This is a genomic window from Pseudomonas grimontii (assembly GCF_007858185.1).
GTDB lineage: Bacteria > Pseudomonadota > Gammaproteobacteria > Pseudomonadales > Pseudomonadaceae > Aquipseudomonas > Aquipseudomonas grimontii.
This window is the reverse complement of sequence record NZ_VFES01000001.1, coordinates 1-17,200: the sequence shown is the minus strand read 5'-3', so window position 1 is coordinate 17,200 and position 17,200 is coordinate 1. Positions and strand designations below refer to the sequence as shown.

Sequence of the window (17,200 nt, the reverse complement as noted above, 5' to 3'; positions counted from 1 at the left end):
GCAGGTTATGAGCTGAGCCGGATGATGGCAATCGCGGCAGATATATTTGTTTTCCTCATTGATCGATGAAGATAACTGCATTCCCATATCAATGGCCGTGGAGGAACATGCGCGAAAACTGCCGCCCCCATAATAACTACAAGAGGTATGACTCGTGGCCGATGCTATCGAAGAAAGCCGCTATGCCCGATTTGCCCTGCGCTGCTCGAACTTTGCCGAGCGCTGGTTCCCCGACTCCTGGGTGTTCGCCGCCCTCGCCGTGATCATCGTCGCCGTGGCGACCCTGGGCATGGGCGCCGCACCGACCGAAGCCGCCAAGGCCTTTGGCGACGGGTTCTGGAGCCTGATCCCGTTCACCATGCAGATGGCCTTCGTGGTGATCGGTGGTTACGTGGTCGCCAGCTCGCCGCCGGCGGTCAAGCTGATCGACCGCCTGGCGCGCATCCCGAAAAACGGCCGCTCCGCCGTGGCGTGGGTCGCGTTGATCTCCATGGTGGCGTCATTGCTCAACTGGGGCCTGTCCCTGGTGTTCGGCGGTTTGCTGGTGCGTGCACTGGCCCGGCGTACGGATTTGCGCATGGACTACCGTGCTGCGGGTGCGGCGGCCTATCTGGGCCTGGGTGCGGTGTGGGCCTTGGGGCTGTCGTCTTCGGCCGCACAATTGCAGGCCAACCCGGCCAGTTTGCCGCCGTCGATCCTGTCGATCACCGGGGTTATCCCGTTTACCGACACGATCTTCCTGTGGCAATCCGGCGTGCTGTTGCTGGCGCTGATCGTGGTGTCGCTGATCATCGCCTACGCCACCGCTCCCGGCCCGAACAGCGCCCGTGACGCCAAGGCGTGTGGCGTCGACCCGGCCTTCAACCTGCCCAAGCTGCAACCACCAACTCGCCCCGGCGAATGGCTGGAACACAGCCCGTTGCTGACCATTCTGCTGGCATTGCTGGCGGCGGGCTGGTTGTTCCATGAGTTCTCGACCAAGCCGGCGATCAGCGCGATTTCGGGGCTGAACACCTACAACTTCCTGTTCATCATGGTGGGCGCCCTGCTGCACTGGCGCCCGCGCAGCTTCCTCGATGCGGTGGCCCGTGCAGTGCCGACCACCACCGGCGTGCTGATCCAGTTCCCGCTGTACGGTTCGATTGCAGCGCTGATGACCGTGGTCAAGGGCGGCGACGGCCAGACCCTGGCGCACCATATCTCGACCTTCTTCACCTCCATCGCCTCCCACGACACTTATGCCCTGCTGATGGGCGTGTACTCGGCGGTACTGGGCTTCTTTATTCCATCGGGCGGCGGTAAGTGGATCATCGAAGCGCCTTACGTGATGCAGGTCGCCAATGACCTGCAATACCACCTGGGCTGGGCGGTGCAGATCTACAACGCGGCCGAGGCACTGCCGAACCTGATCAACCCGTTCTATATGCTGCCGTTGCTGGGCGTGCTGGGGTTGAAGGCGCGGGATTTGATCGGGTTTTCGTTTGTACAGTTACTGGTGCACACACCGTTGGTGCTGTTCCTGCTGTGGGCGCTGGGGACGACCTTGAAGTATTTACCGCCGGTGATGCCGTAGGGCACGGCGTTTCTGATGACGTGCATAGGGGTTGTCCTACTCGATACGATGACAACCCTGACTCCTCCTGCCAGCCCCTTTGATTAACCTTGGATGCCTCTCACATAGCCCAAGGAAAATCCGAATGACCCCTTTATCCAAATCACTGGAGCAGTTGCTCGATGATATTTACAAAGACGACAACGTATCGTTCGTCGAGTACAAGACCCTGCGAGACGAAGCCGATCGCCGCATGGCTGCTGTCATCAAGGAATTTGGCCTGCATAACAACGTAACCGCCTTCCAGAAAGCCATGGATGTGGCCATGCAACTACTGCAGACCAGCGTTATCGATGCAAAAAAAGCCACCCTGACCGACACCGGCGAGGCAATCGTCAAGGATGCCGTGACGGCTCAGGTAGAGTACCTGCGCGCCGGCAGCCAATTGGCACTGCGTCTGCTGTGATCGCCTGACTCGAAACGCTGTCTTCGTTCCGTCACATTGCATTGCTACCGTCCTGCGAAATATCTTGCAACAACTCGCCAGCAAGGACTCCCCGCAATGAGTGACGATCACGAAGACCGCCCTGCCCCCGATTCCGCAGCCCAACCGCCGGTAGATACCAGCCGTCGGCGCTTCCTGGGGGGCGCGGCGGTATTGGGGGTCGGCGCGACCTTGAGTGCCTGCGGCAATAGCAGTGAGGCGCCCGGCAAGCCAGCAGCGCGGCCGCTCACACCGCAGGAGCTGGACAAGGCCTTGCACGACCAGGTGAAGACCGTGGTGGTGATCTACGCCGAGAACCGTAGCTTCAACAACCTGTTTGCGGACTTCCCTGGCGTTGAGAAACCGCTGTCGGCGCTTTCTGCCACCGACACACAACAACGCGACCGCGACGGCAGCCTATTGACCACCCTGCCCCCCGTCTGGGGCGGCGTGCTGCAAGTGGGCCCGCAAAGCGTGGACGGGGTGACTTACCCCAGCGAAGTGCAATTCCAGGAAAACCTGCCCAACGCCCCGTTCGCCCTCAAGGGCCCGAACGCTGAAGACCTGCCGTTGAGCCTGGTCACCCGCGACTTGTGGCACGTGTTCTACCAGAACCAGATGCAGATCAACGGCGGCAAGAACGACGGTTTCGTCGCCTGGGCCGACTCCGGTGGCCTGGTCATGGGCCATTACGCCCAGAGCCGTTATTCCCTGCGCCTGTGGGACGTGGCCAAGGAGTTTGTGCTCTGCGATAACTTCTTCCAGGGTGCGTTTGGTGGCTCGTTCCTCAACCATCAATACCTGATCAGCGCCACCGCGCCGTTTTACCCGAATGCCGCGCAGTCGGTGGCCAAGGCGCAGATCGCCACGCTGCAAAGCGATGACCCGACCGATACGCGTCTCAAGCCCCTGGATAAATCCCCGGCCAGCGCCATGACCGGCGCGCCGCAGTTCGGCCCCAGCGCGCTGACCCCTGACGGCTACGCTGTGAACACCCTGGCGCCACCTTACTGGCCGACCTGGATTCGTGACCCGGAAAACCCGGATTACGCAAAGCCTGACCTGCCCAACGTGCTGGTGCCGCAGACCCACGAACATATCGGCGACAAGCTGTCGAAAAAGAACGTCGACTGGGCCTGGTACGCCGGGGCGTGGCAGGCGACGCTGGATCAGTTCAAGGATTCGGGCGGCATTCCGAAGATTCCAAACTTCCAGTACCACCACCAGCCGTTCAACTATTTCAAGCAACAAGGCCCCGAGAACCGTGCGGAGCGTGACAAGCGCCTGCGCGATGGCGGCTTGGGCGATGAGTCGAGCACCAACAAATTCTTTGCCGATGCCCAGGCCGGCAAGCTGCCAGCCGTGAGTTTCTACAAGCCCCAGGGCAACCTGAATATGCACGCCGGTTACGCCGACGTGGCCTCGGGCGACCGCCATATCGCCCGCGCCTTAAAGGTGCTGCAGGAAAGCCCGCAGTGGAAAAACATGGTAGTCGTGGTGACCGTCGATGAAAACGGCGGCTGGTGGGACCACGTCGCCCCGCCCAAAGGCGACCGTTGGGGCCCAGGCACGCGCGTCCCGGCGCTGGTGGTCTCGCCCTTCGCGCGCAAAGGCACCGTGGACCATACGGTGTACGACACCGCATCGATCCTGCGTTTGATTACGCGGGTCTTCCAGCTGGAGGCCCTGGACGGGCTCAAGCAACGCGATGACGCCATGATTGCCCGAGGCCAGAAACCCATGGGGGATTTGAGTAACGCGTTGCAGTTCAGCGTGTAGGACGCTTATCCAATAGCGACATGCCTGGCGATTTAGCACGCGGTTTTCCTGGTCAACCGCTACTGTGAGGAGGTGGGCTTTCATCCCGCGCAGACGGGCCTTCGCTGACAAGGAACCAAGTATGTTCAAACCGACCAGGTTGTCCTTCACCCTGGCCGCACTGCTGGCCAGTGCGGTCGTACACGCCGACATCGAAGTACCACTGGGCAGCGCTCAACGGGTCACCCAGTTGTTCGCTTACCCCAATAACTGCAATGTGATCTGCTTTCGGCCATGGACGCTGGAGCAGACCGCCGAGCACTACCTCAACCAAAGCTTGCAGCGTGACGGCTATAGCCGAGCCAAGGTCAGCGTCAAAAACCATGAAGGGCAGCTCGCGGCGACCTTCAGCGGTGTACCTGAGAGTTACGGCCAGCCCCTGAGCGCGCTGCTTAATACTGCTGACCTGGCCTACCAGGGCGCGAGCAAACTCAACAGCGACGGCAAGTGGGCCTACAACTGGTACCTGTTCCTGCCGCTGGGCATGGCCCTGGAAAACCGCAAGAGCATCGAGTTGCTGCATTTCCCGCCGGATTATTCACTGACCCAGGCCCAGGATTACCTGGAGTCGGCCACCACCGACCGCTGGGCCAGCCTGCTCACCGACAACGGCGTGCCGGCCACCGAAACCCCGGCCTACCAGACCATCATCGACATCGCGCCCATCGCCGCGCCGTCCAACGCGGGCAAGGACCTGGAGAACGTCTACGGCTACTTCACCGACTACCAGACCCGCATGGTCAGCGAACTGAGCCTGCACCCCAACGGCTCACTGCCAATGGTCGCGTTCGGCGCGCCGGTGCGCAGTTGGGTCAAACAACAATACGGGCAAACCGTGGGTGTATTGGGCCTGGCGCAGATCAGCCCTGTCGCGGGCAAGACCGTCTCGGTGCTGGGCGCCAACCACCCCAGCTACATCTGGTACGCGGCCAGCCCGGACACCTATGACGGTAACGAGCAGAAAGCCGACGACGCCGGCTTGAAAGTGATGGGCCAGGACTTGAGCGCCGCCTGCTGGCAGGCCGGAATGGGCCAGAAACCGGCGAGCGATCCGAATGTGCTGCTCAAGGCCTGCATGAACACCTGGCAGGTCACGCGCAAAGAGCAGACCTGTGAGTTGTTCTACTCCTCGGTGCGCAACCTGACCCCGGAACAAGCGAATGCCAAATGCGCCACGCCCGCGATCAAAGCGCAGCTCAAACAGCTGAAAAACGCAGCGCCTGCCCCTGCGCTCACCGCCCCGGCGCTGTAGAGCGCCCAAAAAATCCGATTTCTACTGTCAAGGTTGACAGTAGAAATCAGATCCATGTTCAGCGAGTCTTGAGGCGGGCCCATCCGCTGCAAGACTGGCAGTCAGACTCCATCCGCAGGTCGAGGCAGCCCCACCAAGGAGAGTTATGAAGACTCAAGCCATGGATAAGGCTAAAACCACTGTGTCTGGCTGCCTGTACCCATTCAAGCCGCTGCTCATCAAAGACGGCTACCCCTCGTCCGAGCACTTCCAGGTCGTACAAGCCACCGATGGCACCGAGGCCGGTGTCCAGGCTCGCACAGCCTTTGACAGCCGCCTGCGCATCGCCAAGGTCTCCGGTTACGCCGTGAGCGAGCGACGTCCGCACACGTTGCAACTGTCACCTCGCATCCACCTCTACGACTGTTGGTTCTGCGGCCTGATGCGGCACTCCTGCAACCCCAATGTGTTTTTCGACACCACCTACCTGGAGCTCTGGACCGTGCAGCCCATCCCCGCAGGCGCCCCGTTGACCCTGGACTACGCGAGTACCGAGGACGCGTTGTTCCGGCAGTTCGCTTGCCACTGCGGCGAGCTGAACTGCCGAGGCTGGATCACCGGCAGCCAGGAGCCGTTGAACGCCGAAGGACAGGCGTTCATGACCCGTTGGCGGATGCGCAAGCGACCTTAAGCTTCGCCCAACGGGCGCAGGCGATACTGTGGCGGCAACTGCTCGAAGCCACTGATGGTGGTGTTCAAGCTCTTCCAGCGGCCATCCTTGATGCCGTAGATGCAGCCATGGATCGACAGGCTCTGCCCACGGTGCCAGGCGTTTTGCACAATGCTGGTGTGGCCGACGTTGGCCACCTGCTGGATCACGTTCAGCTCGCACATGCGGTCCACCCGTTCCTCTTCAGTCGGCAATTGCGCCAGCACGTCACGGTTTTCATAGTAGAGATCGCGGATGGTGCGCAGCCAGCCGTCGATCAGGCCGAACTGGCGGTCCTGCATCGAGGCACGCACGCCGCCGCAGCCATAGTGGCCGGTGACGAGGATATGTTTGACCTTGAGCACATCGACCGCGTACTGGATCACCGACAGGCAATTGAGGTCGGTGTGCAGCACCACGTTGGCGACGTTACGGTGTACGAACAAATCACCGGGCAGCATGCCGACGATCTCGTTGGCCGGTACGCGGGCGTCGGAACAACCGATCCACAGGTATTCAGGGGTCTGCTGGCGGGCGAGCTTGGCGAAGAATTCGGGATCTTCCTGTTTGATCGCATCCGCCCAGCGTTCGTTGTTATCAAGCAGGTCTTGTAGTTCGTTCATCAGGGAAAGCCTCAGGAATGATGCGCAGCTTTGACAGACGACCGCCCGTCCGGGTCACGCCGATCATAAAGATAGCCGGCGGGCAATTACTTGAATCTTGGTGGGCCATGCCTGTCCACACACTATAAGCCCCACAGTATGAGGATTGGCCATGACTGAATCACGACGTCCCTACGGCGCTACACAGCCCGAACCGATTGACGACAACGAAGACCGCATGGGCTCGATGCGGGAGCTGGATTTTGACGAAGAAGAGCCGACGGCTGAGATCGGCAACGAGATCCCCCTTCACGAGCGCGAGCACCTGATGCCCGACGAACGGGTGCGTGAGGCCGGAATGACCGGGGCTTCGACCGATGATCATGAATCGACTGATGATGATATGAGCCCGGAAACGCTGATCCATGAAGATGGTGCGCGGGATGCTCGGGAGGAAGGTGAGGATAATGCGGCGGATTATGACCTGAGCATTGTGGATGAAGATGAGATTGGCGGCGGGAATGGCTTGGATGAGGCCGAGTTGGCCGACATTGACCCTGTAGACGGAAACCGCTGATGCAACACGGTAAAAATGTGGGAGGGGGCTTGCCCCCTCCCACATGGATTTCAGTGCTTAATCGACCAGTGTGCAGGCCATGACGACCGCATCTTCGCGCCCGCCGACAGCCGGGTAGTAGTCCCGACGACGCCCAATCTCGTTGAAGCCATAGCGCTCATACAAACGGAACGCGCCGGTGTTGCTGTCGCGCACTTCCAGGAAGCATTCGCGAGCCTTGGCGGCATAGGCGCGGGACATCAGGTGCTCCAACAGCGCCAAACCCAGGCCACGGCCCTGGTTTTCCGGCTTGACGGTGATGTTCAGCAAATGCGCTTCATCCAGGATGATCTGCACCACGCCGTGGCCGACCTGCTGCTCGCCTTCGAACATCAGCCAGATCTGGTACTTGCCCAGCCCATCGAGAAAGATCCCGCGGGTCCAGGGGTGGCTGAACGCCGCGTATTCGATTTTCAGCACGGCGTCGAGGTCAGCCTCGGTCATCGGGCGGAAGGATAAAGCCTCACTCATCGGTTGTTTTCCAGCGCGCCATCAGCCGGCGCATGGCTTGCCAGACATCAGCCTTACGCTGTGGCTCTTCCATTAATAATTCCAGGCCCGGCAGGGCCCATACCGAACCCAGGCCTTCGACCTGCAGTTCGCGGTACCAGGATTCTGCATTCGCCTCACCGGCAAACCGCACGGCGGGCAGCCCGATCAGCCACAGGCACACGCAGGGTTCGTCCTCCAGGCGTGCCGACACGAAGCCTTGCACAAAATCCCGCGCCGCTTCCGGGCCCTGGTCCATGGTGCCGCGCACCAGCAACGGCCAACGTACCGGGTCGCCAACGATTTGCGGGCTGTCGGGCAGGCCGGCGGCGCGCAACATGTCCTTGAGCAGCATGTAGGCGGGGTCGCGGGTCTGGAAGCGCTCGCCGGTGGGCAATTCCACCAGCAGCAGGCAGCGCCCGGCCCGCAGCAGCTGCAGGGCGAAACGCGGTGGCGGCACCACCGGCGCCTTGACCACCGGGGCGGCCTCTTCGGCCACCACCGGCTTGGCCATGGGCGAGGGGCGTGGCACTTCGATCTTGGCCCGTTCGACCGCCGGGCGCGCCTGCGGCACTGGTTTGGCCACCACCACCGGGGCGGCGGCCTCCTCGCCCGAGGTCTCGAACGCCTCATAGGGCTCAAGCGCCTCTAACAGCTCGGGCCGCGACGGGGCGGCGAACGGCAGTTCAGTGCGGGGCAGCCAGTTGACCACCTGCATGGCGGTCAAGTAAGCGCGACGTCGGGACTCGATAAGCACAGCTCGGCCACTTGTGGATAAGTAAAGAGCGGGGATTCTACCGCTGTTCGGTAACAATCGCCCACTGTGCACTGACCGGCTGTGGATAAATCCCGCGCCTGATGCAGTACAATCGCGACTTTTAATCGCCAACCAGCCGGCCATTCCCATGATCGAACCCAAGCGCGTCCTGCGCGCCCTCGCCGAACACTGGGCCTTACTTGAGCCTCTGTGCGAACACTTCGACCAAGGCACCCTGAGCCTGAGCGAGCTGCGCACACAACTGGCCGCCCAACAACTGGACAGCACGCCCCAGGACATCACCAGCCTGCTGGACGTGTGGATTCGCCTGGACATCCTGGTGCCTGTCGCCAAGAGCCCCAACCGTTTCGAGCTCAACGCGCAGATCCACGACTTCCTGGCTTATCTTCGCAAGGAGCACCGGCTTGGCCTGTGCCTGGAAATCGAGGCCTACCTGCGCCATCTGGAGCGCCTGGCCGGTTATATCCAGGACGCCTTCGACATCCGTGATGGCCACGACCTGGCCCGCCAGCTGCGCCTGCTCGATATGCGCGTACGCGACGTACTGAAAAAACTCGCCAACGACGAACAGGCCCTCGCGGCCGTGGCCGACCGCGCCAAGACCAGCGACCGGCAGATCCCGTTGCGCCAGCGTTACGCCGAAGTCCTGGCGACCTGGGACGAGTACGTCGAACCAATGATCCAACTGGTGAACGCCGACGGCGCCTTCGAACAAGGCGTGCGCAAGGTGGAAAACGTACTGTTGCGCATGCTCACCGAGCAACAGCGTCTCGGCCACCTGGTGGACGATGACATGCTGCTGCGCACCCACGCGCGCATCCTCGAAATGCAGACCAGCGCCCAACTGACGTTGCGTCATGCCCGCGAACTGCTGTTGCCGCTGCGCGAAGAAGCGCGTCGGCACAATGCCGTGACCCGCGGCGCGGCGCTGGCGCTCTCGGCCATCCGCCGTAAAGGCCTGGACGCGGTGCCGCAGGCGGCGATGCCGATGTTTACCCGGCCGCAAAGCACCTTCCTGGGCAGTGCCAGCCAGGTCGAGGCCTATGTGTATGCGCTGGCGAACTTCGAGCCGAAACCGGCACGGTTCCCCAAGGCGCACAAATCCCACAAGGGCGAAGCCCAGCGCGCGCCGCGTACAGTCAAGGAAATGCTCGAGCGCTGCGAAGACGCACTGCCGATGCCGGACCTGATGACCTGGCTGCTGGAGCAGGAGCCGGACGGTGCCACCGACGAATTGCTGTACTGGTTCTCGCGGCTCTCGCGCGAAAAACGCTTCAAGCGCGAGCGCCTGGAACGCCGCGACTACCACACACACGAGCACCAGGTCAGCCTGCGCTCATTCGCCCTGCTCCCGGCCGGCACCGACGCCGCCGAGCATCCTGCGAGTACACCTTATGCATCTTGATCTATCCGAACTGTCCCAGCTGGCGCCGATCTTTCGCGAGCTGTTCAAGGGTTACCACGTCAGCCGCCGCGACCCCGAGTTGTACGCACAGCTGTCGAACTTCCAGGACCAGTACCGCACGCTGTTCAAGGCCCTGGGCTTTGAGCTGGTGTGCGATACCCGTGGCTTCTACTACTTCGTGCCGGACTCCGCGATTGCCAGCGCCCAGGTCAACAAGACCGCCCAGCGCCTGGCGCTGTTCACCTTCATCATTGTCGAGCACCTGGCCGACCAGGGCCGCGACCCGATCGCCGTTCTCGACGGAGGCAGCCTCGGCCGTGATGAACTGCCGTCCCTGCTGGAAAAGTATCGCGACCTGTTTATCCAGGCCGAAGTACAGACCCAGGAAGAACTCGAAGAAAAAATCATGCGCCGCATGACCCAACTGGGTTTTGCCAGCGAAGACAACGGCATCTATCGCTTCCTGCCACCGATGCACCGCTTCCTCGACGTGTGCCTGTCGGTGCAGCAGGACCGTGACCTCGCCGCCAGCGTGCACAGCGTGTTGCCGTTGCCTGCGCCAGTGATCATCGACGAAGACAGCGATGAAAAATTGCTGAAGACCGATGACCCACTGGACTTGAGTGACTTCGCGCAAGAAAGCGAAGAAGACGCCCTGGCCCGCGCCATTGCCGAAGAACAGGAGACCGACGCATGAGTAAGGAACGCTACGGCATCCGCCGCTTCGCGCTATTGAACACCGCCGGTTACAGCCTGGGTTTGTTCCCGCTGGAAGAACCGCTGTCGGTGTATGGCGCCAACAACCTGGGTAAATCCGCGTCGATCAACGCCTTGCAGTTCCCGATCCTCGCGCGCATGTCGGACATGAGTTTCGGCAAATACACCCTGGAGCAATCGCGGCGCTTCTACTTTGCCACCGACACCAGCTACATCCTGGTGGAAGTCTCCCTGCCCCACGGCCCGCACGTAATCGGCGTGGTCGGGCGCGGTCCGGGCGGCGGTTTTGGTCACCAGTTCTTTGCCTATGCCGGCAAGCTGGACCTGGCCCATTACCAGAAAAACGACACCTGCCTGCGCCAGAAAGAGCTGTTCACCAACCTTGAGCGCGAGGGCCTGAAAGCCTACGAACTCAAGCCGGATGAACTGCGGCGTTTGCTAGTGGGCGGTCACACGTCGATCCCGCTGGACCTGACCCTGATCCCGCTGCGCTCCACCAGCGAACAGAGCCTGAAGACCTTCCGCGCGCTGTTTATCAACCTGTTGCACATGCGCGAAATCACCGCTGCCAAGCTCAAGCAGCTGTTCCTCGATGCGTTCGAACACAGCCTGCGTTCTGGCAGCGTCGATTACATTGCCGCATGCGAAGAAGCCTTCCGCGATGTGCGACGCATGGAGCAGGACTATAACTCCCTGGTCGCTGCCGGCCCGCTGGTCGAAGCCTTGGCCAATGGCGTTCGGCAGCGCGACGCCCTGCGCGGCAAACTGCATCGCCTGTCGCCGCTGCTGGACTCGCTGCTGGGCACTTGGTCGGACTACGCCAGTGCGCGCAAGGAAGAACTGACCATCCAGGCCGAGCACTACCGCAACGAGCAGGACGCGCTGCAGAACGACCAGCGTGGCGGCACCCAGGAGTTGATGCGCCTGGAGCGTGAAATCAGCGGTATCCAGCGTTGGCTGGGCGAGCTGTCGGTGCTCAAGCATCGCTTTGCCCTGGTGGATGACGTCAAGGTGCTGGAGCAGCAACTGCTGGCGGCCAAGGACGCTCACGATGAACTGGCGGGCGCCCTGGCGCAGTCGCGGCAGTTCAGCGCCGAGGATTTGGACGAGCGTCTGCGCGACCTGGAAAAACGCTTGAAGTCGGTCAAGCAGCAGCTTGATCACGCGGATAACAACAGCTACGCCAAACTGCGCGAAGAGTTTTCGCAGCAGGATGTCGAGCGCCTGATGCGCCTGTTCAACAGCTCGTTGTTCAGCCTGCCGCTGGGTGAGCACGGCATCACGCTGGACGAGGACGGCCAGTGGGTCAAATCCCTGGAGCAGATCCTGGATGGCTTCAAGGGCGAGCGCTTTGAAGTGCCGGGGCTGTCCATCGACATCTCGCACATCGAACCACCGGCGTTGCAGGCCCTGGCGGATCGCGCGGCCTTGCGCGACCAGAAAGAGCGCCTGGAAAAAGAACTCAAGCAACTGAAAACCCAGCAAGCCGTGGCCTCTGACCGCGCTGCGAGCAAGACCCAGACCGAAGCGCTGTACCAGCAGGTGCTCGACGCGCAAAAGGCTCTGGAAGACTTCCGCCGCGCGCAAACCCTGAGTGCAGAGGAAGGCGAAAAACTGGAAAACCTGGCGCAGATGGAAGCAGCCCAGGATGAGTTGAAGCGTTCCAGTGACGCCTTTACCGAACGCGTCCAGCAACTGTCCGCCAAGCTGCAACTGGTAGGCCGGCAGATCGGCGATATGGAAGCCAAGCAACGCACGTTGGATGACGCCTTGCGCCGTCGCCAACTGTTGCCGGCGGACCTGCCATTCGGCACGCCGTTCATGGACCCGGTCGATGACTCCATGGACAACCTGCTGCCGCTGCTCAATGACTATCAGGACAGCTGGCAGGGCTTGCTGCGTGCCGATGGCCAGATCGAGGCACTGTACGCTCAGGTGCGCCTCAAGGGCGTGGCCAAGTTCGACAGCGAGGATGACGTAGAGCGTCGCCTGCAATTGTTGATCAACGCCTATGCGCACCGTACTGATGAGGCACTGACACTGGGCAAGGCACGCCGTGCGGCGGTCACTGACATTGCGCGGACCCTGCGCAATATCCGCAGCGACTACGACAGCCTGGAACACCAGTTGGCGCTGTTCAACCGCGAGATCAACAAGCGTCAGGTGTCCAACCTGCAGAGCTTCCGCATCGTGCTCGCGCCGAACAAGGAAGCCCTCAAGCATATCGACCAGATCATCCACAGTGCTGGCCAGTACGAAGAAGGCGAAACCCTGTCGGTGTTCGACCTCAGCCAAAGTGCCGAGCAGGACAACAAGAACGAAGAGGCCAAGGAATACCTGGCCCGCCTGGTGGCCGCCAACCATAACCAGTTGGGCCTCAAGGATCTGTTCGAGCTGGCTTTCGAGATCACCAAGGTACACGGTCAGCCGGTGATCCACACCGACATCGACGGTGCGGCGTCCAACGGCACCACCATGACCATCAAGGCGCTGACCAACATGTACTTGTTGCTGCACTTGATGGACCGCGACCAGGCCGGCCGCGTGCGTCTGCCGTACTACCTCGACGAGGCGGCGGATATCGATGAGAAGAACCAGGCAGCGCTGCTGGAAACCAGCTTGCAACTGGGCTTCGTGCCGATCCTGGCGAGTGTGAAGCCGCAGGTGTCTGCCCAGGTGGCAATCGACCTGGAAGGCGGCAGCGGGCCGAACGGGATCTACATCGATGAGGCGGACTGGAAGTACATCCGCCGCCACGATGTGGTGAAGGCAACGGTGAATGTGCAGGCGGATGAGCCGGAGTTGGATGAGGTCTGACGCTTTGCGCTGAAATGTAAAAAGGCCGCGATCGGATGGATCGCGGCCTTTTTTTGGGCTGGGGTTTTGCGGTGTTTTTGACGGCCCTATCGGGGGCAAGCCCCCTCCCACATTGGATTTGTGAACACATTTAAAATGTGGGCCTCGGTCTATTTACCGAGTGGGATTTTAGGCGCCCAGGTCAGCCATTCTTCTTCGAATTTGTCGAACAGCGGGAAGGTTTGCTGCGGCCGCGCGGTGTTCCCCATACGCTCGCCATCTGGCGTGGCAAATGCGATACCGCCGGCCACCAGCGTCTCCAGGGACTCGGTACGCACCGTCGCGCCCTTGAACAAGCCGAAGTCGAGGCCGAAACCGCTGGTGTTCCAGAAGCGGCTGCCACTGCGTACCAGCGGCGCGTATTTGGGTTCGATCAGGATGTGGATCAGCACGCGGTCAGCGGTCTGGCCTAACTCGTAGCCGGTAACCTTGCCCACGGTGACTTCACGGTAGGTCACCGGTACACCTTCCTTCAGCGAGCCACGGCGTGCGGCGCTGAGTGTCAGGCTCAGGCCCGCTTCTTGACGGACAGCTTCAGGGGGCTGGTCCAGCGCGACGAAACTCTTCTGCGGGCCGGCATTTTTAGCGGCCGGCTGCACCTCGATGTATTGCCCGGTGACCAGGGTTTCCAGGTTGGAGGTTTTCATCAGCCCGAGCTCTGGCTTGACCACCCAGAACTGGCTGCCGACGCGCGCGATGCGGTCCGCTACTTGGGTAATACGCGCGCTGAGCAACACCGATTGCATATCGGCACTGAGGTCTACACTCTCGATCTTGCCCACATCCAGGCCTTTGAAACGTACCGGTGTGCCTGGACGCATACCATCAGCACGGTCGACCTTGATGGTCACCAGGGTGCCATGCTGATTGGCAGCCTCACGGTCGGCAAACAAGCGGAAACGTGGGATGCGCTTTTTCAGCGGTACGTTCGGCTGCGGCGTTTCGAAGGCAATACCGCCGGCCATCAGGCTGGCCAGGGATTCACTCTTCACCTGGATACCACCGGTGAGGCCGCCGGTCAGGGTGACGCCGCTGGCATTCCAGAAGCGCGTCGAGCCGTTAACCAGGTTTTCGTATTCCTTCTCGATATGAACGCCGATCACCAGTTGCTTGTTCTTGCGCGAGAACTGGTAGCTCTGCACCGAACCGACCTTGACCTGCTTGTAGAGGATCGGGCTGCCGACATCCAGGGAGCCGAGGTTGTCGGTAAATAAGACCATGTGCAGGCCTGGGGAACGCAGGTCCAGCGGCGGCGCCTTGGCACGGGCGACGAATTCGCGTTGCGGGGCGCTGCCTTTGTCACCAGGGCGAATGGCGATGTAATTACCTTTGACCAGAGCTTCCAGGCCGGTAATACCGGCCAGCGAGATAGAAGGTTTGACGACCCAGAACTGAGTGTCCTGAACCAGGTAGTCTTCGGCCAGTGGGTCGAGGGTCAACTCGGCGTTGGCGCTGGACAGGTCCGGGTCAATCTTCAAGGTTTTCAGGCTGCCAACCTGAATGCCTTTGTACATCACCGGTGTACGCCCAGCCTGCAGGCCTTCGAAGTCAGTGAGCTTGACCTTGGCCTTGATACCGGCAGCGGCAGCGTCAAAATCTTCGTACAGGCGGAAGGGCAGGCTCGGATCGGTCGGCGGGCTGTCCTTGCGATTCTCCGGCGTGGCGAAGGCAATGCCGCCGGCGACGATACTGGAGAGGGACTCGCTGCGCACCTTCACTCCAGACAGATTGGCATCGATGCTGATGCCGCTGGCGTTCCAGAAACGGGTGTGTTTGCGTACGAGGTTGGCGTAGGTCGGCTCGATGTACACCTTGATCTCAACGGTGCTTTGGTCCTCGGAGAGCAAGTAGCTTTTGACCTGGCCAACCTGTATCTGCTTATAGAACACCGGGCTGCCACGGTTGAGCGAGCCGAGGCGGTCGGCCTTGATGGTCAGGTGCAAGCCAGGCTTGGCGTCGGACAAAGGCGGCTCTTCGGAGAGTGCCTTGAATTTGCGTGTGGGCTCACCGTCACCTGGGCTGGCGGCGATGTAGTTACCCGAGACCAAGGTTTCCAGGCCGGTGATACCGGCAAGGCTGACACTGGGCTTGACCAGCCAGAAGCGAGTGTTGGTCTTGAGGTATTGCTCGACATCCTTGTTCATCTCGATGGTGGCAATCACCCCGCGATTATTGCCTTCGTCGTCAAGGGCAAGAGTCTTGACCTTACCCACGGACATGCCTTTGTAGACCACTTCGGTTTTGTTGGCCTGGATGCCTTCGCCGCTTTCAAAGCGCACCTGGATCTCAATACCCTGCTGGGAATAGGCACGCCACCCCAACCAACCCCCGATGATCAGGGCAATCAGGGGCAACACCCAAATGGCCGACCAGTTGGAGGCCGGGCGGGTTTTAGCTTTTGGCAAATCACTCATGGTCGTCGTCCGACTCCGTGTTATCCCAAATCAGTCGGGGATCAAAAGTTACAGCGGCAAGCATCGTCAAAATCACCACACTGGCGAACGCCGCAGCGCCAAGGTTGGCCTCGACACTGGCAAGCCGTCCAAAGTTTACGACCGCCACCAGTATGGCGATCACGAAGATATCCAACATGGACCAGCGTCCAATGAATTCAATAAAGCGGTACATCACAATGCGTTGTTGCGCGGAAAGCGGTTGGTGGCGCTGCACCGAAAAAAGTAGCAGGCCGATGCCTACCAGCTTGAATGTCGGCACCAGGATGCTGGCGATAAATACCACGGCGGCGATGGGAAACATACCGTGCTGCACCAGTTGGATCACGCCTGCCATGATGGTGCTGGGATCCCCCTGGCCGAGGGAGTTAATGGTCATGATCGGCAACAGATTGGCAGGGATATATAAAATCGCTGCGGTGATCAGCAAAGCCCAGGTACGTGCGAGGCTATTGGGACGACGGGCATGGATCAACGCACCACAACGGGTGCAGATCTGCTCATCGGTATCGGCTTCCTGCCTGTTCAACTCGTGACATTCGGTACAAATCAGAATGCCTGCATCAATCGCCCGCATGCTCATCCTCTCCTGACAGCGCTTGCCAGATCTGGTGCGGCGACATCACCACCTCAAGCAGAACCTGAACCATTAGTAGACTGACGAAGCAGACCAGACCCAGGCCAATCGTGATTGAGGCCATGTCGGCGAGTTTCACGATCGCCACCAGTACGCCCATCAAGTAGACCTCCAACATTCCCCAATCTTTCATATGGTGGTAGATGCGGTACAGCAGCAGGCCGTAACTACGGCCGATCTTCCAACGAATACTGAGCAGCACCGCCAGTTGGCAAAGCAACTTAAGCAGCGGAATACCCATGCTGCACAGGAACACCACGGCGGCGACACCTTGCATACCAGTATCGAACAGGCCGACTACGCCACTCCACACGGTGTCTTCTGAGGACTGCCCGAGTAGATTGAGCTGCATGATGGGCAGAAAGTTCGCGGGGATGTACAGCAACAGCGCGGCGAATACCAGGGCGAGGCTGCGCTCCACAACATTATGGCGGTGAGCGTACAGCTCATAACCGCAACGCGGGCATTGGGCTTTTTCACCGAGGGCGAGCACGGGTTTGCGCATCAGCAAGTCGCACTCATGGCATGCCACGAGGTTGTCCAGTGATAAATCCGACACCTCAAGGGTATCAACCGGATCCGGCATAGATAGGGCTCTGACTCTAAAAAAGGTTAGGTACCTATTCTAGTGGTCTGGTTCAGAAATAACTGTGCAAATTTGTCGTGCCTCTTTCTGCACTTTTCGACCGAGCAAAACAAAACCCCATCTGCTTTCGCAAATGGGGTTTCGGAATTTAATCTTGACGATGACCTACTCTCACATGGGGAAACCCCACACTACCATCGGCGATGCATCGTTTCACTACTGAGTTCGGGATGGGATCAGGTGGTTCCAATGCTCTATGGTCGTCAA

15 protein-coding genes and 1 rRNA gene are annotated in these 17,200 nt (G+C 60.6%); 9 read left to right on the top strand and 7 right to left on the bottom strand.

Annotation, left to right across the window (positions count from 1 at the left end; translation table 11 throughout):
• Positions 1–154 precede the first annotated feature (154 nt).
• The 5 genes from FIV39_RS00080 (at position 155) to FIV39_RS00060 (ending at position 5,776) form a co-directional block, all read left to right on the top strand.
• Entirely contained in the window at positions 155–1,573 is a 1,419-nt protein-coding gene (locus FIV39_RS00080) for a short-chain fatty acid transporter (protein ID WP_090409727.1), read from the top strand.
• A gap of 124 nt (positions 1,574–1,697) precedes the next feature.
• On the top strand, positions 1,698–2,018 hold the full coding sequence (locus tag FIV39_RS00075) for a hypothetical protein (protein WP_090409729.1): 321 nt from the start codon (positions 1,698–1,700) through the stop codon (positions 2,016–2,018).
• A 96-nt stretch (positions 2,019–2,114) separates the two neighbouring features.
• Positions 2,115–3,815 (top strand): acid phosphatase, encoded by a 1,701-nt coding sequence (acpA, locus tag FIV39_RS00070; RefSeq protein ID WP_090409731.1) that lies wholly within the window; start codon positions 2,115–2,117, stop codon positions 3,813–3,815.
• Between the two features lie 121 nt (positions 3,816–3,936).
• The gene (locus FIV39_RS00065; protein WP_090409733.1) at positions 3,937–5,106 is read left to right on the top strand and encodes a hypothetical protein; all 1,170 of its coding nucleotides are present in this window, start codon (positions 3,937–3,939) and stop codon (positions 5,104–5,106) included.
• A 145-nt stretch (positions 5,107–5,251) separates the two neighbouring features.
• Positions 5,252–5,776 (top strand): SET domain-containing protein-lysine N-methyltransferase, encoded by a 525-nt coding sequence (locus FIV39_RS00060; RefSeq protein ID WP_090409735.1) that lies wholly within the window; start codon positions 5,252–5,254, stop codon positions 5,774–5,776.
• On the opposite strand, the gene can is transcribed toward FIV39_RS00060, so the two are convergent.
• A complete protein-coding gene (can, locus tag FIV39_RS00055) occupies positions 5,773–6,417 on the bottom strand; it encodes a carbonate dehydratase (protein WP_003188288.1) in 645 nt (214 codons plus the stop codon). The two genes, FIV39_RS00060 and can, sit on opposite strands and share 4 nt — an antisense overlap.
• A gap of 151 nt (positions 6,418–6,568) precedes the next feature.
• Between can and FIV39_RS00050 the strand changes: the two genes are divergently transcribed.
• A complete protein-coding gene (locus FIV39_RS00050) occupies positions 6,569–6,973 on the top strand; it encodes a serine kinase/phosphatase (protein ID WP_090409738.1) in 405 nt (134 codons plus the stop codon).
• 57 nt (positions 6,974–7,030) lie between these two features.
• Here the strand turns inward: FIV39_RS00050 and rimI are convergent, their stop codons facing one another.
• Together rimI and FIV39_RS00040 are read right to left on the bottom strand one after the other, a co-directional pair.
• Positions 7,031–7,483: a ribosomal protein S18-alanine N-acetyltransferase gene (rimI, locus tag FIV39_RS00045; RefSeq protein WP_032886035.1), complete on the bottom strand. Its 453-nt coding sequence runs from the start codon at positions 7,481–7,483 to the stop codon at positions 7,031–7,033.
• Positions 7,476–8,219 carry an energy transducer TonB gene (locus FIV39_RS00040; protein WP_090409740.1) on the bottom strand — a complete coding sequence of 248 codons (744 nt, stop codon included), beginning with the start codon at positions 8,217–8,219 and terminating at the stop codon, positions 7,476–7,478. Before FIV39_RS00040 ends, rimI begins: the two co-directional genes overlap by 8 nt.
• A 187-nt stretch (positions 8,220–8,406) precedes the next feature.
• Here FIV39_RS00040 and mksB point away from each other — a divergent pair, with 187 nt between their 5' ends.
• From mksB to mksF, 3 genes are read left to right on the top strand one after another with little or no spacing between them, the layout of a single operon-like run.
• Entirely contained in the window at positions 8,407–9,684 is a 1,278-nt protein-coding gene (gene mksB / locus FIV39_RS00035; RefSeq protein WP_090409742.1) for an Mks condensin complex protein MksB, read from the top strand.
• The gene (mksE, locus tag FIV39_RS00030; RefSeq protein ID WP_090409743.1) at positions 9,674–10,381 is read left to right on the top strand and encodes an Mks condensin complex protein MksE; all 708 of its coding nucleotides are present in this window, start codon (positions 9,674–9,676) and stop codon (positions 10,379–10,381) included. The genes mksB and mksE overlap by 11 nt, the downstream gene beginning before the upstream one ends.
• Positions 10,378–13,218, top strand: coding sequence for an Mks condensin complex protein MksF (gene mksF, locus FIV39_RS00025; protein WP_090409745.1), 2,841 nt, complete (start codon positions 10,378–10,380; stop codon positions 13,216–13,218). Before mksE ends, mksF begins: the two co-directional genes overlap by 4 nt.
• A 149-nt stretch (positions 13,219–13,367) precedes the next feature.
• Here mksF and FIV39_RS00020 read toward each other — a convergent pair whose 3' ends face one another.
• The 4 genes from FIV39_RS00020 to rrf all read right to left on the bottom strand — a co-directional run bounded on the left by FIV39_RS00020 (position 13,368) and on the right by rrf (position 17,200).
• Positions 13,368–15,671, bottom strand: coding sequence for a PqiB family protein (locus FIV39_RS00020; RefSeq protein ID WP_090409747.1), 2,304 nt, complete (start codon positions 15,669–15,671; stop codon positions 13,368–13,370).
• Complete coding sequence (locus tag FIV39_RS00015; RefSeq protein ID WP_090409749.1) at positions 15,664–16,287, bottom strand: paraquat-inducible protein A; 624 nt, start codon at positions 16,285–16,287, stop codon at positions 15,664–15,666. The genes FIV39_RS00020 and FIV39_RS00015 overlap by 8 nt, the downstream gene beginning before the upstream one ends.
• Positions 16,274–16,933 (bottom strand): paraquat-inducible protein A, encoded by a 660-nt coding sequence (locus FIV39_RS00010; RefSeq protein WP_090409751.1) that lies wholly within the window; start codon positions 16,931–16,933, stop codon positions 16,274–16,276. Before FIV39_RS00010 ends, FIV39_RS00015 begins: the two co-directional genes overlap by 14 nt.
• A 152-nt stretch (positions 16,934–17,085) precedes the next feature.
• Positions 17,086–17,200, bottom strand: a 5S ribosomal RNA gene (gene rrf / locus FIV39_RS00005).

Coding starts and splice junctions, on each gene's coding strand:
- FIV39_RS00075 (WP_090409729.1), top strand. CDS start 1,698: ATGACCCCTTTATCCAAATCACTGGAGCAGTTGCTCGATGATATTTAC.
- acpA (WP_090409731.1), top strand. CDS start 2,115: ATGAGTGACGATCACGAAGACCGCCCTGCCCCCGATTCCGCAGCCCAA.
- FIV39_RS00065 (WP_090409733.1), top strand. CDS start 3,937: ATGTTCAAACCGACCAGGTTGTCCTTCACCCTGGCCGCACTGCTGGCC.
- FIV39_RS00060 (WP_090409735.1), top strand. CDS start 5,252: ATGAAGACTCAAGCCATGGATAAGGCTAAAACCACTGTGTCTGGCTGC.
- can (WP_003188288.1), bottom strand. CDS start 6,417: ATGAACGAACTACAAGACCTGCTTGATAACAACGAACGCTGGGCGGAT.
- FIV39_RS00050 (WP_090409738.1), top strand. CDS start 6,569: ATGACTGAATCACGACGTCCCTACGGCGCTACACAGCCCGAACCGATT.
- rimI (WP_032886035.1), bottom strand. CDS start 7,483: ATGAGTGAGGCTTTATCCTTCCGCCCGATGACCGAGGCTGACCTCGAC.
- FIV39_RS00040 (WP_090409740.1), bottom strand. CDS start 8,219: ATGCAGGTGGTCAACTGGCTGCCCCGCACTGAACTGCCGTTCGCCGCC.
- mksB (WP_090409742.1), top strand. CDS start 8,407: ATGATCGAACCCAAGCGCGTCCTGCGCGCCCTCGCCGAACACTGGGCC.
- mksE (WP_090409743.1), top strand. CDS start 9,674: ATGCATCTTGATCTATCCGAACTGTCCCAGCTGGCGCCGATCTTTCGC.
- mksF (WP_090409745.1), top strand. CDS start 10,378: ATGAGTAAGGAACGCTACGGCATCCGCCGCTTCGCGCTATTGAACACC.
- FIV39_RS00020 (WP_090409747.1), bottom strand. CDS start 15,671: ATGAGTGATTTGCCAAAAGCTAAAACCCGCCCGGCCTCCAACTGGTCG.
- FIV39_RS00015 (WP_090409749.1), bottom strand. CDS start 16,287: ATGCGGGCGATTGATGCAGGCATTCTGATTTGTACCGAATGTCACGAG.
- FIV39_RS00010 (WP_090409751.1), bottom strand. CDS start 16,933: ATGCCGGATCCGGTTGATACCCTTGAGGTGTCGGATTTATCACTGGAC.